Raw genomic sequence first — 16799 nt, 5'->3', positions numbered from 1 at the left:
TAAAGGTGATGGCTCAACGACTCGCGGCGACAGCCGCTTCCCCGGCCGCCTGCCAAGCGGTACTCGCGCTGTCGACGTGCAGCGCCGTGAAGGCCAGCAGATCACTCGCGGAAAACCCGCTGGCGACACAGTCGCTCTGGCAGCGCAATACCCAGTCCACTTCGGCCATCGACGTCGCGCGGCCCATTGGCAGCTCCTGGAACAACCGGCGAATATCTTCCGTATGCCAACCCAGCAAGTTGGCCAGCACCTCGGCACTTCGCTCGTTGACGGCGCTGCGCAACGCTTTGTTCTTGAGCGCAGCAGAGGATGGGTTGGCACTGATGAAGTAGCCCAACAACGCCTCTTCGGCCTGGCTCTGGCGCTTGAGCCATTGGGTATACCGGCCGAGTAAATACAGGCTGGCCCAGGACAGCTCGCGGCTGTCGGTGCCCGTCAGCCATTGCGGGCGAGCCAGGAACAACCGCAATGCGCTGGTACTCAGGCCCAGATGCAGAACCGCCTGGGCATGACGCAGCACCGCGCGCAGTTGTTCGATCAGGGAAGGGGCGGCATCGGCGTGCGTGCCCAGTTGCAGCACCCTCGACAGCAGTTGATACACCGTGGTCTGCGCCCAATGCACCACCACCGCGGTACGGTCCATGGGCAGATTGATCATTTCCTGGGCCAGGCCTTCGATCAGTCGTAGTTGCCGCTCGTGGCCACTGAGTAACAACGTGCCGAGTTTTTCCAGGCTGGCGACCCTGGCGTCGCTGTCCATGGCCAGTGGTTTGAGTACCACCACCAATGCCGCCTGCAACTGCGCCTGGGTGTTATCGACCATCTCCAGCGGCAGGGCTTTCACCAGGCCCTCTGGATCCAGTAAGGGCAGCAGCACCGTACGCCACTGGATGACATCGCCTGGGCCACGGGACTTGGTGGACTTCTCATGGGTGGGCAAATTCAGCGCCTGGATCTGCTGGTCGGTGACAAGCACCGCCCGGACCTGCTCGGCCAACTTCGCCAGGCGATCCGTCAACCCTTCGGGCGGCAGGTAGTCGCCAGGGGTGAGCCCAAGAATCTGGCGCACCTGGGTAACGCTTTGTCGGATGTCCTTGAGCCAGGTCACCGCCCAATCCATCTGCATCAACACATCGAGAATGTCCGGTGGCTGCGTAACGAGATCACCGTGGGCAATGTCCGTTATTCTCAGGTCGCGATTGGCGAGGGAGCCACATTTCACGCGTAGATAGTTGATCTGCCCTGGCAACTGAGTGATGGCTTCCCAAGCCACCCGCATGATTTGCCTGTTACTCAACGAAATAGATTGCCCCGCACGCAACTCAGCGAGCGTGAGCAAACTTCCATCGGCGTTCTTCAAGAACTGCGGTACATCGGGGGCAGCCGGCTGCCGGGTCAGGGTAAACACACGTGCAGTGCCTGATGCTTCGAAGTCAGTCCCTGCTTCGACCACCAGCTCTGACCCCGGCAATAAACGCAAAAGCTCACCGGGCTCTTCAACGACCACAACCAGCGTCAGGCGGATGCTCACACCGTTGACACTATCAACCGCCTTGACCACCAGGGGTCTGAGTGATTGCGCTACCGGTACTGCCAACCGCCCGGTACACACCAAACGCTGGTAATCCGCCCCGCCCAACACATCCAGCAATGCCCAACCGTCTTGCGACGAGAGCCCGAACATCTGCGCCATACGCACTTGGCGGTACAGCGACGACACGGTTTGCAGGTCGCGTTGCAACGGGCCGACGTGCCGCTCTGTTTGTGCGCACAGGCGAAACAGCGACGACTCGGTAGGCTGTAAGCCAAGGCCTGCGCACAGTTGCGCCACGGTTTTCGTCGAGGCGGCATCCAGGCCTGGAACACTGAACGGTTTCTGATCGAGCACCAGCGGCGTATCGAACAACGCGACAGGGTTGAACACCTGGTCAAACAACGCCATACCCTCGCCGCTGGTATAGGGCGTGAGGTCATGCATGAACGCGGCGAACTCTTGCGGCTTGATCCGATAGCGCCCGCTGAGATAGCGATAGACCCCCAAGGCTCGCAGGGTATTGAGGTTCAAGTCCATGCCCAGGTTATCTTCACCTTCGCTGCGAATGGCACTGATGATCAAGGTGTCCAGTTCGGCAAACGGAATATCGAGCCAGCGTTGCAGGCGAATCATGCGTTGCAGACGATCAAAACGCTGGGGGGAGGTCTTGGTCAGGTACCAGACAGTGCGGCCTCCGCCCTGAACCTCTCTGAACCCCATCGAGTTATCGACCTGATCGCGTCGGATAGAAGCGGTGGTGGCAGGCAATACGCTGTCGTAACGACTGGAGCCATGACCATTGACGTAACACGCGCCATAGTGATTGGCATGCGGGTACCGCGCCCCCACGCCCCCACCCTCCTTCTCCAGGTTGGTGCTTGGGCAATTGGGCGACAGGCGCGGGAAGTGCTTGCGTTGCGATAAAAGCGCTTCCACCTGCTCGGCGCTCAACTCGGTCTGCTGCATGAAAACCTTGAGTTCGATCAGTACCTCATCGCCCCGATCCGTCTGGCTTTCCAGACCATAACTACGCCGGAAGAACGCTTGCTGCTCGGCAGACTCTGTGATTTTCCCATCCAGCGTCAGCGTCACACTCAGCGCAGCCAGGCTGACGGGGATTGATGAAAACCTCGTGGTCGTGGTGATGATAAATGAAGCGCTATAGCCAGGACCTTCCGGGGAAGGCGTGTTTTCTGCCGATTGGATGCATGGCACGCGCGAGTCTGATCGTGTTGAGGAAATTAAATAATTTAGCTTCGATCGATAACTATTGGCCACACTGCCTGAACTGAGCACAAACCTTTCCTCACGCTTGGCACTTTCCCCCGGCTTGGAGAATTCGACCCTGACATTGGTGAGCGGAGAGGTGTAGGCACTCAACAGATGCGCAATGGGCTCGACCTCTTTAATTGCCGTTTGCCCGAGATGCAGCAGAAAACCCACACCCAGCGCTTTGTGTGGGCTGAGGTGAGACGTTCCGGGGCCTGCCCATATGGTTTTTCCAGCCAGCTCGGCTCTGGACAGATAAAACGTCGTAAATAACGACGGCTCAATCAGCAACGCCTGCTGCTGAGGACTCAGCCCGGACAGCATGCGTTGCGCTTCTAGCCTTGCATTCTGCACCGCCCCATACGTATTGCCTCCACCCAGGGTAGCCGGTAGCTCCCGGCTGATGCGGTAGTTCAATTCGCCCAGTTGCCAGTTCTTTTCTGCCAGCCCCAACCTGCATTGATGGTGTGGAAAGTTGTAGGGAAAAATGAAGGGGTGTCGGCGATCAGCCAATAGTTCGTAAATCGCTTGGTCTGTCCCAGGAATACCTGGTGAGTAACGCTTGATATCGTCCTTGAGCACCTCATTGACCTGCTCCAGCATCGGCCTGGCGGTAAAGGTGCTTTGCTGATCAATCAGCAACCTTGCAAGATCAGGCCGGCGCGTGTTCAACAATATCTTGGGGTGGGTGCCTTGACCCGAAGTCTCTAATATTCTCGTGGCAAAGTAGTACAACGACCGCAAGTAAGCCACGGGCGAATCAACGGCCGCCAAGGCACCGACCTTGCAGAACTCATCCCAGTTTTCCTTGAACAGGTTGGGGTAACTGGGGCCGATTTCAGTCAGTGCACGTACACCCGTGCGTTGGGTCAGGTCTTGATACCTGCCGCTGGACACTTGCTGCTCGCGAAAGAGGCGACCGATCTGCACGGCGTAACACATCGCGTTGTCGTAAGCGGCTGCACCGTCGGCGTCGCAGATATCACCCAGGCGCTCGATGAACTCAGGTTTTGAATGGCCGATGATGTCGAAGACCGACGCTATGCCCAACTGCTGCATGGCCGTAATGAAGTTGACCTTGCCTCGCGCGGTCTGTTTTGCGGCGGGATCATCAACCAGGTTAAGCAGCAGTCGATTACTCTTGGGTTCCATGTGTGTCATCACCCAGCATCGGAGTCTGTACGCACCACATTAGCGCCAACCCAAGGATCGTGAACCTGTGAAACCCGACAGGTACAAGCTCTCATCCGACCAAAGGCGCCACGTCAAAGCGAAGATGGTCAATACCACGCTGGCTTGAGTAGGATGTCTGCTCTCTCTAGGAGGTTGCCCCATGTTCTTCGGCGTTCTACTGATCATCACCTGGCTGATCCTCCTGCTGTGCTACCCGGCCAAGGCACTGCCAGTGTCGCTGGCCGCTGCCGTCGGCCTGGGTCTTGTCGCGGTGTGGGTGGTGTGGCTGGACAACCGCGAAGCCTCACAACTGGCGCGCCTTGAACTGCGCATCACCTACGCCCCGCAGGAATGCCCGGCCGACCGACCGCTCAAGCTGACCCTGAACAACGGCAACGACGTCCCCCTCACCGAACTGCGCTGGCGCGTCGCCGCCTATGCGCCGGGCGATACGGTCAACCTGGCCGACAACGTCTACGCCGCCCCGCGCTATCGTGGCCCCGGCGAGTTGCAGGCCGGCGCCACTTGGGACGACTGCCTGCCCACCCCGCCCCTGCGCCCCGGCTACCGCGCGCAAACCCTGGAATTTCGCGCCGAGCACCTGCAAGGCAGCTTCTCGGACTGACAAAGGACTGATCCATGCCCAACGTACTCATCACCGGTTGCTCCAGCGGTATTGGCCGCGCCCTGGCCGAGGCCTTCAAATCCGCCGGTTTCAACGTGTGGGCCAGCGCCCGACGCCCGCAAGACGTCACCGCCCTCGCCGCCGCGGGTTTCAATGCCGTTGAACTCGACGTCAACGACAGTACCGCTTTACAGCGCCTGACCGAACAGCTGGGAGAGCTGGATGTACTGATCAACAACGCCGGCTACGGCGCCATGGGCCCGCTGCTCGATGGCGGCACCGAGGCGATGCAGCGCCAGTTCGAGACCAACGTATTTTCCATCGTCGGCGTGACCCAGGCGCTGTTCCCGGCCTTGCGCAAGCGCAAAGGGCTGGTGGTGAATATCGGCAGCGTTTCCGGCGTGCTGGTCACGCCGTTTGCCGGCGCCTACTGCGCGTCCAAGGCGGCGGTGCATGCGCTGAGTGATGCACTGCGCATGGAGCTGGCACCGTTTGGAGTGCGGGTGATGGAGGTCCAGCCCGGTGCCATCAATACGAGTTTTGCCAAAAACGCCGGCGCCCAGGCCGAGCTGTTAATCAACGAGAAATCGCCGTGGTGGCCGTTGCGCGAGGGCATTCGCGCACGCAGCCAGGCCTCTCAGGACAAGCCCACCCCGGCCAGCGTGTTTGCAGCGGATGTGCTCAAGGCGGCGCAACAACCACAACCGCCGCGCCTGTTGCGCTCGGGCAATGGCAGCCGGGCGTTGCCGTTGATGGCCGCGTTGTTGCCCAAGGGATTATTGGAAGCCGTGTTGAAAAAACGCTTTGGTTTGAATGGGAGTTTGTAAATGATCGACTACAGCGATTTTTTTGAAGAAGTGATCCAGACCCACGTCGAGATCGAGCAATGGTTTGCCGGGGTTGCGCCAGAAGGCACCCTGCAAAGCCTGCTTGCGCGCTTCTCGCCCGAGTTCAGCATGATCGCCCCCGCCACCGGCACACGCGTCAATGCAGCCGGGGTCAACGCGCTGTTCACCCGCCTGGGCGGCATGCGCCCGGGGTTGAAAATCACCTTGAGTGAAATGACCGGGATTGACCGCCATGCGCGCGGCGCAACGGTGACTTATCGCGAACATCAGATCGATGCCAGCGGCACGCAGACGGATCGCCGCGCTACCGTAGTGTTCGAGAAGCAGGCCAGCGGTGCGCTGTTATGGCGGCATTTGCATGAGACGTTTGTGCCTCAGGCGCGCAACAACTAATGGCCAGTTAGCACCTGTCAGATCTGACAGTAGACGAGGGGGGGTCCCAGGAACAGACTGAAAACGTCGCCGGGTTTGAGCACACGTGGTATCCACGCGGCAGACTTTCCTCTCCAACCAAAGAAGGGATGCGTTGATGCGTAAGTCCAAAAAACCCTCAAAGACGCAACCCGGCACGCTGGATCCCGACTTCGGTATTGGAGGGGTGCAAGCCCTGGAAAAAATCCTCGAAGATCATGGTGATCTGAACGTTCGCTTTCGCTTCGGAGGACTTGCAACCGCGAAGGATGGCAAGCTTTTGTTCAGCGCCAGCGTGTATAGAAACCACGACGACCAGTACCTATACGGCTTGGGCCGCCTGAGCGCCGACGGCAGCCTGGATAAATCGTTTGGAACGAACGGGCTGGTCACCGGTGATTTTTTACCCTCGCTACCGGCCGGTGGTTCAAGGCTGACCGTACAATCGGCCGGCAACATCCTGATGCTGGGCTGGACATGGCGCAGTGCATCCAATGGCTGGGCGGACTTGGTGATTGCACGTTTCAACAGCGAAGGTAAGCCCGACACGAATTTTGCCGAGCAAGGACGGCGCATTCTGCCTACCAAGGACTACGAAGAACTCATAGGAGAATCAGCGACAGTACACGTCCAGAGCAACGGACGTATTTTAGTGAGCGCCAACTATGCAACCCGCGGCAATCCGGACCAGACCATGGGAGTGCTGTTTCGCCTGCAGCCCAATGGTGCACTGGACGAAAGCTTCAACAAAACTGGCAGGCTGGAGTTCAAACTTGCCGGCTCCAATGTGGCCACTGCGATCAACGCGTGTATCAGCCAGGGCAGTGATCACAAAATAGTGTTTGTTGGACATGCCCGGTTTATCCCCACCCTCAAGACCGCTCTGTTTGCCCGCCTCAACCCCGACGGCAGCCCGGACGCCGGCTTTGGCAGTCCCAAGACGCCGGGGTTTCATCTCATGGACAGGATCAAGGATCACACCACCTTCAACGCTCTGATCGAGCGCAAGGAGGACAACAGCCTTGTTGGCGCCGGTCAAATTGGGCAGGGCGGCGCCAAAAGCACAAAAGGTCTCATGCGGGCCATTACCCCAGACGGCGCGGTGCACCAACTGTTCAATGACGGTAACCCCCTGATCAGCCATTTTGACGGCAGCCACGACAATGGCTGGCAATGCATCATGCAAACCCGCACAGGCAACCTGGTGACGGCGTCAACCGGCAACTGGATCTACATCGCTCAATTCAAAACCCACGGCGTGCTGGATCTGGCCTTCAACAACAAGGGTTACAACGACATGCAGTCCGAACCCAGATCCCCCCCTGTGCTGCTGACCGAACGGGGTGACCAGCGAATCATTGCCGGTGCGAACGTCTCGGGTATCGATGATAAGGGTGTAGGCCAGCTAAGGTGCTTATTCGGCTAGGGGCACGCTATCGACAATCACCGTGCAGGTAATCCCCGCCGCCAACAACACCCCCTGCGGCACTTCATCAATATGAATCCGCACCGGCACGCGCTGGGCCAGGCGCACCCAGTTGAAGGTCGGGTTCACATCGGCGATCAGTTCGCGGCTCTCGGGGTTGTCGCGGTCGTAAATACCGCGCGAGATGCTTTCTACGTGCCCCTTCAACGTCTCGCCGCTCATCAACTGCATGTCGGCTTTGTCACCGACTTTCACATGGGGCAGCTTGGTTTCTTCGAAGAAGCCATAGACCCAGAACGAGTTCATATCCACCACGGCCATCTTGGCTTCGCCGATGCGCGCGTAGTCGCCGCGATGCACGTTGAGGTTGGTGACGTAGCCGTCCACCGCCGCCACGACCTGGGTGCGTTTCAAGTTGAGTTCGGCCGCTTCCAGTTGCGCCAGCGCGTGCTGGTAATCCGCCAGGGCCGAGTCGGCGATGTTGCTGGCGTCGTCGCGGTTTTCCCTGGAGATCACCAGGGCGTCGAGGTCGGCGCGGCGGTGGGCGTTGACCTTGCGCATTTCCCAGGTGGCCTTGCGCGAGGCGACCAGGGACTGCGCCTGCTTGACCGCGATGCGGTAGTGCTCGGGGTCGATCTGCATCAGCAGGTCGCCCTTTTTCACCAGTTGGTTATCGCGCACCGGCACGTCGACCACTTCGCCGGTGACGTCGGCGGCCACGTTGATGATGTCGGCGCGCACCCGGCCGTCGCGGGTCCACGGGGTTTCCATGTAGTGCACCCACAACGTGCGGCCAATCCAGATCGCCAAAGCCAGTACCAGCAAGGTCGCGAGCAGGCTGAAAAACTTTTTCATCGGGGCATTCTCAACGGTAGACGGTCAGCGCCAGGGCGCCGAACAGGCAAACGAACAGGCTCAGGCGCAGCAACGCCGGGTGCCAGAAAAAACGGTACAGGTCGAAGCCGGCCAGGAAGCGGTCCAGGGCCCAGGCCAACGCGGCCGCGATCAGGAACATCAGGGTCATGGTCGGCATATAGAGGCCGTGGAAGGCGATTTCACGAGGCATTCGGGGTTCCTTTGAGGGCCGCCAGCGGTGATTGCGGGTCCAGCAACGAGGTGCGGATAAAGTGCAGGTAGCTTTTCACCCGGCGCAGGGCCGAGGTGTCGAAGTGCGGGGCGAAGGGTTCGTCGGTGGCCTGCACGCGGCTGATCGCGTGGTCGACGGCGATCAGGCCACGCTCCAGGTTACTGGCGCTGGGTTGCAGGAACAGGCGCACCAACGAGCGGCCCATGACCCGGATCGCCTGGCGCCACGGCTGGGATTCGGCATAGGCCGGGTGCACCGGCAGGATCGCCTGTTCCTTGCGCAACTCGATGATCGCGTGGCCGACCTCCAGCACCACGAACATCCAGCGCAGCAGGTCGCGTTGCACTTGCGGCTGGCCGACAGCGAGGCCATAGGCCTGGTGCAGCAGGTCACGGGTGCGGCTTTCGAAGCTCGACGCCAACCCCTTGAGCTTGCCGCTGATGGCATACACCACCTGCTCGCGCAGGTCCTGCTCCAGGCGCCGCCACAGCCAGCGGCTGTTGGGCGGCAGGATGATCGCCCCCGCCGCCGCGCACACCAGCATGCCGAGGATCATGGCGATGTAGTCGTTGATAAAGGTGTAGGGGTTGTAGACCGTGAGGTTGTCCGGCACCGAACCGGTGCTGAAGAAAATCAGCAGGCCCACGCCCACACCGGCGTATTGCGGGCGTGAGGCGAGGAACGCGCCGAGGATGATCACCGGGGCGAGCATCACGCACAGCAGCGGGAAGCCGTCGATCCACGGGAACACGAAGAACATTTCCACAAAGCCCACCAACGCGCCGATCAAGGTGCCGCAGGCCATCTGGAACGCCATGCGCTTGGGGTTGGGCGTGGCGGCGGACAGGCCGACGGTGGCAGCGGCGATCAGGGTCATGGTGGCGCCGCTGGGCCAGGCGGTGGCCACCCAGTAACTGCCCAGCACAATCAGGATGAACGACGCGCGAATCCCCGAGGCGGCGCAGGCCAGCCAGTTGGTCTTGGGGCTGAAGGTTTCGTCCCATTGCTCCCGTGCATGGCTGTGATCGGCCAGGGATGCATGGGTTTGCGCGTAGTTGTGCAGGTCATCGACGAAGCGGTAGAGCAGCTCATAAGCGGTGTGAAAATCCAGCTGTTCGGCCTCGCTCGGGTTACCCTCCTGGAAGGTCGCGCGCAGGCTGCGGACCTTGGCGGGCAGGCTGTCCTTGTAGGCGCTGAGCTGGTTGACCAGGCGCGCGGCGTCGGGGCTGGTGAGGGCGCGGTCGGAGAAGCCGTCGAGGACTTCGGCGAGGTCCTGCAGGCCCGGTTTGATCGCCGCTACCACGTGATCCGCGGCGTCCGTGCGCAGGCGTTCGAGCAACTGGTGCAAGGCATTGAAGCGGGTGGTGATGCCCATGAACTCGCTGTTGAGGCGGCTGAGCCGACCATTGCGCCGGCGCATATGCGGGTCTTCGAACACCGTGAGGCTGCGCAGCCCTTCCAGGCCCACGGCCTCGGCGATAAAGCGCACATTGCTGGCCTCGAACCCTTCGCGCTGGCTGCGCCCGCGCAGGCCGTCGGTGACGAACAGCGCAAACACGCCAAAGCGCTGATAGAGCGCATTGCGCATCGCGGCGCTGGAGGTCTGCGGCAGGATCGCCGCGCTGACCAGGGTGGAACACAGAATCCCCAGGGAGATTTCCAGCACTCGCCACACCGCCGCCATAAAGGCGCCGTCCGGATGGGCCAGGGCTGGCAGGCCGACCATCGCCGCCGTATACCCCGCGAGCACGAACCCGTAGGCGCGAAAGTTACGGTTGCGTGTCGCGCCAGCGGTGCAAATGCCGACCCAGATGGCCAGCGCCCCCAGGAACAACTCGGTGTTCTGCGCAAACAACGCGATCAACACCACCATCACCGCCGACCCCGCCAGGGTGCCGAGGAAGCGATAGAAGCTCTTGGCGAACACCTGGCCGCTCTGGGGTTGCATCACAATAAACACGGTGATCATCGCGGTGCGTGGTTGCGGCAGTTCCAGGCGCATGGCCAGCCACAGCGTGAGGAACGCGGCGATCAGCACCTTGAAGATGTACACCCAGGTCACGCCGTCGCTGCGTGCCCAGTCGAAAAAACCACGGCGCCACTCAAGGGAATGCAGCCAGCGCAGCGGTGCAGGCATTGGAGTCATTAAATCCTACTCAGTGACCAAACTATTCAGTGATCAAACATGGCAAGCGCCGCCGGGGTCTTGCTCGGGAGGGTCTGGGCGTCCTGCGGTAGGTCTTTGCCGGCGTCGAGACCGCCACCCAGTGCGGTCACCAGTTCGGCATGGGCGCCAAGCCGCGTAGCCTGGACCTGCTGCTCAATCTGTTGTTGGCGAAACAGCAGGGTCTGCGCGTTGAGCACATTGAGGTAATCGGTCAGGCCGCGCTGGTAGGCGATCATCGCGATATCGTAGGTCTTCTGCGCCGAGGCCACCGACTGCGCCGCAAATGCTGCTTGTTTGTCCATGGATTCACGGCGAATCAACTGGTCGCTGATGCCCTTGAGCGCATTCACCAGGGTCTGGTTGTAGCGCGCCACGGCGATGTCATAGCCGGCGCTGGCTTCCCCCAGCTCGGCACGCAGGCGGCCGCCGTCGAAGATCGGCAAGGTGATGGCCGGGCCGACGTTGTAGTTGAATTTCTTGCCGGCGAGAAACGCCAGCATGCCGCCGCCGGTGGCCATGTAGCCGAGGCTGCCGACCAGGTCGACGTTGGGGTAGAAACCGGCGTGGGCGACATCGATGCCACGGGCTTGCGCCGCGACCTGCCAACGGCTGGCAACCACATCCGGGCGCTGGCCGAGCAATTGCGCGGGCAGGCTTGAGGGCAGTTTCAGTGGTGCGGCAAGGGACAGCGTCGGACGCTGCAAGGTGGCCCCCTCCCCCGGGCCTTTACCGGCGAGCGCCGCCAGCTGGTTGCGACTCAGGGCGATTTCCTCGTCCAGGGCATCCAATTGGCGATGGGTTTCCGGCAGCGGCGTTTCGGCCTGGCTCACGTCGAAATGGGTGCCGATCCCGGCGTCCAGGCGTTTGTTGGCCAGGTCGAGGATCTGCTGTTGCTGGGCCAGGGTCGCTGCGACGATATCGCGGTTGGCGTAATGCAACGACAGCTGGATATAGGCGCGCACCACGTTGTTCTGCAGTTCGAGTTGGGCCTGGCGTGCTTCGGCGGCGCTCATGTGGGCCAGGTCGACGGCGCGTTCGGTGGCGTTGCTTTCGCGGCCCCACAGGTCGAGGGCGTAGCTCAAGCCCAGGGACGCATTGTTGTCCCAGGTGTTGGCACCGCTCAATTCACCAGGGCCGTAGAACTGATCCTTGGGCCAGTTGTGGCGTTTGAGGGTGGTATCAGCGTTGATCTGCAGCGACTCTGCCGACTCGGCAACCCCGGCCATGGCCCGCGCTTCCCGCACCCGCGCGGCCGCCATGGCCATGCTCGGGCTGCTTTGGGTGGCGAGTTCGACCCAGCGGTTGAGCTGGGGGTCGCCATAGGCCTGCCACCATTGTGCGGTGGGCCAGTGGGCGTCCTGGGCGGCGCTGCGGATCGCTTCGTCGGTGGCCAGGGTAGTGGCGTTGAGAGCCTGGCCTTGGGGGGCGATTCCTCCGGTTCCGATGCAGCCGCTGATTGCTAACGATAAAGCGCAAACACTGAGAGCCTTCAGCGCTCGGTTAATGAGAGTCTTCAGCTCTCTGCTGATGCGACGCGGCACGGCGAACGAATTCCTGAGGTGGTATTGCGGGGAGAGGTGGCGCAATTCTAGGCGGCGGCACGGAGCGCGATAAGCAGGTGTTCCTGTGAATCTTTATTACCGTTCCAGCGACAATCCCGGTTCAACGGGCGTGTGGTTCGGATATTTATCCCGGCATCTGCATCCTTGCCCTACATCGATCCGCGTAACCGGGCACCAGAGTAGTCAGCCGACTGCCCCCGGAGAGCGCCTCATGCTTTCAGCCCTCAATACGCGGTTGCCGACACCAGAGAGCGTCGATGCTCTGCGCAGGCAGCTGCACCTCGACCCTGTGGCTTTGCGTCCTGGGATGCGGCCTCTACAAAGGGATGTGCTCTGGATCGCCGACAGGGTCCTGGAAAAGCTGAGCCCTCTTGCAGGCGACCCTCGCGACCAGTTGGCAATAGAGGCACTCCACCACAGACTGTCCAACAGCCCACCAAGCCTGGAAGTGTCGGTTGAGGCGTTACCTGACTTGTACGCGTTTTTCAAAAAAGCCGAACACATGCTCAGCCGCCATCGATCACCTCAAAACCCGGACATCGAGACCGATTACACACTGTGTCGTGCGCTCAAATGGCAGTTTCGCGCAGCCGTCAGCGAGGGAAACCACCAGCGCTTGACACACAATCTGCTGCAGTCGCTGAGCTATATCCGCGACGGCGGCGAACGGATCAACCATCGTCATATCGGCTACGACATTGCCCTGGAATCGACACGACAGATCAGTGCCGGGCCGCATCTGGCTGCCGACTCTCACTTGGCAACCACGGCAGATCAGCGGATCAAGAGCACGCGCATCATTGCCCTGCAGGGCAAATTCAAATCAACGCTGTCACAACCGAGCGAGTCCCGGTCTCGCGCCCAACTTGGCCTCGGCTATGTATCGTCTCGCGAGTACTCGAGCCTGGAGCACTACGCCGATGCCCGCAGCCATTCTGTACGCACGTCGCTGAGCGAGAGCATCGGGCGCACCGCCAATAACTTGCGCAACCTGGTGAGTGACAGCTGCAACCTGCACAGGCACCGCGCTTACTCAACACAGAGCCAACCCTATGTCAGGGACACCCTTGCCCGCGCAGGCCTGGTCGACGTTGAACTGCCCTGCCTGCATAGTCCCTCCCAACCCATCATGACCGAAAGGGGCATCGCACTGACCATGCGAGGCAAGGTGGCGGTCGACTTCTTCAGTTTCCTGAATGTGCACACCACGATCGAACTTACTTTGCAGCGCACCCGGCAACATAAAGCCCTGGATATTCTCGGCTTGCACGAAATGTCCCCGGCGCTGGCGAAGCAGCAACTGGTCTCGCTCAAGCATCCCGATGACAGCCCCACGGCACTGTTGAATGACATGAAAAACCATGTCATTTCCAGCAGCCGGCAATTCACCCGGAGCGTCAGCAAGCCCGTGCCGGCGTCCGAGTTGAACGCCGCCCTGCACACCAGCAACCGACAGGCCAGGTCACTGCTGGAGCGGTATGTACTGCTCAAGACCGACTCCCCCCTGGAGACGCACCTGGACAGCGAAATACGCGCGCTGATCCAGCGCAACCCTGCGCTGCTTCGCCCCGAAGCGCTAAGGACCTACACGTTGTCAGCCCAGGCGCAAACACTGTCAGGCTCAGCCGGGGTCACGGCTTCGTCACGGGCCGAGGCAGGCGGTAAAGGGGTGTCCATCGAATTCAGCCATCGCAAGAGTGATGACCCGCACCTGAGTGGCGATTACCTGACGATCGACATCGCAGCGCTCAAGTCCGTGGCGGTGGTACAAAAAACGCTGCGGCACGCATTGTCATCCATCGGAGACCAGGCGTTCGACTGGGAAAAGCTGGTCCGTTCGATCAGTGAATCGCTGCTCGACCCGGCCAGACCTTCGTCTACCCAGGTGCTGGTAAAGATCAAGCACGGCGAACCCGTGGTATTACTCACGCGCCATACGGTGAACAAAGCGCGCAAGCTGGGGCTGCCCAAGCCCGTTGAACAGTTCAGCGGCATTGATGTGCAGTCTTTGCGCACACGGCAAACCTTGCGCACAGAACGATTGGGCACCGATTCGCTGGACCATCTTTTGCCAATCGCTCGCCGCTACCTGGAAAGCCCTGGTGAGCAGTCGGGTTGGGACAACTACATACAGCACCACGTCGATGACATTCATGCACTACTCGACGCCCTCGGCCGGCAGACACACGGTACGACACTGGCGGCCGATCTCGACGCGATCAAACGCATCAGCCCGGCACTCGAACGGGCGGCTGAGGACCTGACCCGGCAGGCCAACACCGCCCTTGAAGCGCCGACCGCCGAACACCGCGCCAGCGCACGGGAGGCCTTCAATCACCTGCTGCGGGAATACCTGCCGCACTACCAGGCCAAAGTCAGCCAGGCGTGGACCTTGTCCTGAGCCTACGCCATCAATGTCCAGGCGGAGCGCGCCCAGCGGATGCACACCTGCGCGCAACTTCATGTCACAATTTGGCATCTCCCCTGAGAACTCTCCATGGACACTTTGCAAAACATGCGCGCCTTCAGTTGCGTGGCCGAAGCCGGCAGCTTCACCGCCGCCGCCGCGCAACTGGACACAACCACTGCCAACGTCTCGCGCGCGGTCTCCAATCTTGAGGCCCATCTGCAAACCCGCTTGCTCAACCGCACCACCCGCCGCATTGCCCTCACCGAGGCAGGTAAGCGCTACCTGCTGCGCTGCGAGCAGATCCTGGCCTACGTCGAAGAAGCCGAGGCCGAAGCCAGCGACGCCCACGCCCGCCCCGCCGGACAGCTGAAAGTGCACACCATGACCGGCATCGGCCAGCACTTCGTCATCGACGCAATTGCCCGCTACCGCCGCACCCACCCGGACGTGACCTTCGACCTGACCCTGGCCAACCGCGTGCCGGACCTGCTGGACGAGGGCTACGACGTGTCCATCGTGCTCGCCAGCGAGCTGCCGGACTCGGGCTTCGTGTCCCAACGCCTGGGCATCACCTACAGCATCGCCTGCGCCTCACCGGACTACGTCAAGGCCAAGGGCTGCGCACAACGGCCCCAGGACTTGCTCAACCACGCCTGCCTGCGCCTGGTCAGCCCGGTGATCCAGCTGGACAAGTGGACCTTCAACGGCCCCGAAGGCCAGGAAAGCGTGGCGATCAATACGTCGCCGTTCCTGGTCAACTCCGCCGACGCGATGAAAACCGCGATCACCAGCGGCATGGGCGTCGGCCTGCTGCCGGTGTATGCAGCCATCGAAGGCCTGCGCAACGGCACATTGGTGCGGGTCATGCCCACCTATCGCTCCCAGGAGCTGAACCTGTACGCCATCTACCCCTCGCGCCAGTACCTGGATGCGAAGATCAAGACCTGGGTGGAATACCTGCGCGGTTCGTTGCCGGAGATCCTGGCGGCGCACCAGGCGGAGCTGGTGGCGTATGAGTTGAGCGGCAGCCTCAGCGGTGCACGGCTGGCGAACTGATTTCTACCAGGCGATACAGGTCAAATGTGGGAGGGGGCTTGCCCCCGATGGCAGTGGATCGGTCAATACATCTGGCGACTGACGCACCGCTATCGGGAGCAAGCCCCCTCCCACATTTTTCCCTGCCCACTTTAGGTCTGCAGTGTCCTGACAATAGTGGCAAGGAATGTTAGCGTGCTTGGCATTCTCCCGTAGTCGATGAGCCCGCCTGCAATGAAAAAGACCGTCCTCGCCTTCAGCCGTGTCACCCCGCAAATGATCGAACGCCTGCAACAGGATTTCGACGTGATTGCGCCCAACCCCAAGCTGGGCGATATCAACGCTCAATTCAATGAAGCCCTGCCCCACGCCCACGGTTTGATCGGCGTGGGTCGCAAGCTGGGCCGCGCGCAGCTCGAAGGCGCGGGCAAGCTGGAGGTGGTGTCCAGCGTGTCGGTGGGCTACGACAACTACGATGTGCCGTACTTCAACGAGCGCGGGATCATGCTCACCAACACCCCGGACGTACTGACCGAAAGCACCGCCGACCTGGCCTTCGCCCTGCTGATGAGCAGCGCGCGCCGGGTGGCCGAGCTGGACGCCTGGACCAAGGCCGGCCAGTGGAAAGCCAGCGTCGGCGCGCCGCTGTTTGGCTGTGACGTGCATGGCAAGACCCTCGGTATCGTTGGCATGGGCAATATCGGCGCGGCCGTGGCCCGTCGTGGGCGCCTGGGCTTCAATATGCCGATCCTGTACAGCGGCAACAGCCGCAAGACCGCGCTGGAACAGGAACTGGGCGCGCAATTCCGCAGCCTGGACCAACTGCTGGCCGAGGCGGATTTCGTCTGCCTGGTGGTGCCGTTGAGCGACAAGACCCGCCACCTGATCAGCACCCGCGAATTGGGGCTGATGAAGTCCAGCGCGATTCTGATCAATATCTCCCGTGGCCCGGTGGTGGACGAACCGGCGCTGATCCAGGCCCTGCAAAACCAGACCATTCGCGGCGCCGGGCTGGATGTGTATGAGCAGGAGCCGTTGGCCGAGTCGCCACTGTTCCAGTTGAGCAATGCGGTGACCCTGCCGCACATCGGCTCGGCGACCCATGAAACCCGCGAAGCCATGGCCAACCGCGCGCTGGACAACCTGCGCAGCGCCCTGCTCGGCCAACGCCCGCAGGACCTGGTGAACCCGCAGGTGTGGAAGGGCTGACACGGGCCCAGCCCGACACAAAATCGGGTTAAAGCCTGGCTCT

12 protein-coding genes are annotated in these 16799 nt (G+C 61.4%); 7 read left to right on the top strand and 5 right to left on the bottom strand.

Features of this window, described 5'->3' with window-relative positions:
* Positions 1 to 13: 13 nt before the first annotated feature.
* Complete coding sequence (locus J3D60_RS26525; protein WP_253493343.1) at positions 14 to 3955, bottom strand: Tc toxin subunit A; 3942 nt, start codon at positions 3953 to 3955, stop codon at positions 14 to 16.
* Between the two features lie 181 nt (positions 3956 to 4136).
* On the opposite strand from J3D60_RS26525, the gene J3D60_RS26520 reads away from it, so the two are divergent.
* The 4 genes from J3D60_RS26520 to J3D60_RS26505 all read left to right on the top strand — a co-directional run bounded on the left by J3D60_RS26520 (position 4137) and on the right by J3D60_RS26505 (position 7286).
* Entirely contained in the window at positions 4137 to 4601 is a 465-nt protein-coding gene (locus tag J3D60_RS26520) for a multidrug transporter (protein ID WP_253493342.1), read from the top strand.
* A 14-nt stretch (positions 4602 to 4615) separates the two neighbouring features.
* Positions 4616 to 5428, top strand: coding sequence for an SDR family oxidoreductase (locus J3D60_RS26515; RefSeq protein ID WP_253493341.1), 813 nt, complete (start codon positions 4616 to 4618; stop codon positions 5426 to 5428).
* A complete protein-coding gene (locus tag J3D60_RS26510) occupies positions 5429 to 5842 on the top strand; it encodes a DUF4440 domain-containing protein (protein WP_253493339.1) in 414 nt (137 codons plus the stop codon).
* Positions 5843 to 5978: 136 nt separating this feature from the next.
* Positions 5979 to 7286, top strand: a complete 1308-nt coding sequence (locus J3D60_RS26505) for a hypothetical protein (protein WP_253493338.1) — start codon at positions 5979 to 5981, stop codon at positions 7284 to 7286.
* On the opposite strand, the gene J3D60_RS26500 is transcribed toward J3D60_RS26505, so the two are convergent.
* The 4 genes from J3D60_RS26500 to J3D60_RS26485 are packed head-to-tail and all read right to left on the bottom strand — an operon-like array spanning position 7275 to position 12081.
* A complete protein-coding gene (locus tag J3D60_RS26500; RefSeq protein WP_253493337.1) occupies positions 7275 to 8141 on the bottom strand; it encodes an HlyD family secretion protein in 867 nt (288 codons plus the stop codon). The two genes, J3D60_RS26505 and J3D60_RS26500, sit on opposite strands and share 12 nt — an antisense overlap.
* Positions 8142 to 8151: 10 nt before the next feature.
* A complete protein-coding gene (locus J3D60_RS26495) occupies positions 8152 to 8352 on the bottom strand; it encodes a DUF1656 domain-containing protein (protein WP_053254492.1) in 201 nt (66 codons plus the stop codon).
* Positions 8342 to 10519: an FUSC family protein gene (locus J3D60_RS26490; RefSeq protein WP_253493336.1), complete on the bottom strand. Its 2178-nt coding sequence runs from the start codon at positions 10517 to 10519 to the stop codon at positions 8342 to 8344. The genes J3D60_RS26495 and J3D60_RS26490 overlap by 11 nt, the downstream gene beginning before the upstream one ends.
* Positions 10520 to 10545: 26 nt before the next feature.
* Entirely contained in the window at positions 10546 to 12081 is a 1536-nt protein-coding gene (locus J3D60_RS26485; protein WP_253493335.1) for an efflux transporter outer membrane subunit, read from the bottom strand.
* A 637-nt stretch (positions 12082 to 12718) separates the two neighbouring features.
* On the opposite strand from J3D60_RS26485, the gene J3D60_RS26480 reads away from it, so the two are divergent.
* The 3 genes from J3D60_RS26480 (at position 12719) to J3D60_RS26470 (ending at position 16756) form a co-directional block, all read left to right on the top strand.
* Positions 12719 to 14503, top strand: a complete 1785-nt coding sequence (locus J3D60_RS26480; RefSeq protein ID WP_253493334.1) for a hypothetical protein — start codon at positions 12719 to 12721, stop codon at positions 14501 to 14503.
* Positions 14504 to 14599: 96 nt separating this feature from the next.
* Positions 14600 to 15568, top strand: a complete 969-nt coding sequence (locus J3D60_RS26475) for a LysR family transcriptional regulator (protein ID WP_027604744.1) — start codon at positions 14600 to 14602, stop codon at positions 15566 to 15568.
* A 213-nt stretch (positions 15569 to 15781) separates the two neighbouring features.
* Positions 15782 to 16756: a D-glycerate dehydrogenase gene (locus tag J3D60_RS26470; RefSeq protein ID WP_253493333.1), complete on the top strand. Its 975-nt coding sequence runs from the start codon at positions 15782 to 15784 to the stop codon at positions 16754 to 16756.
* The last annotated feature ends 43 nt before the right edge of the window (positions 16757 to 16799 follow it).

Origin of the sequence: Pseudomonas sp. S3E17 (assembly GCF_024168685.1) — a bacterium.
Taxonomy (GTDB): Bacteria; Pseudomonadota; Gammaproteobacteria; order Pseudomonadales; family Pseudomonadaceae; genus Aquipseudomonas; species Aquipseudomonas marginalis.
Note: the sequence above shows the minus strand (reverse complement) of the source record. Positions and strands in the feature narration are given on the sequence as shown.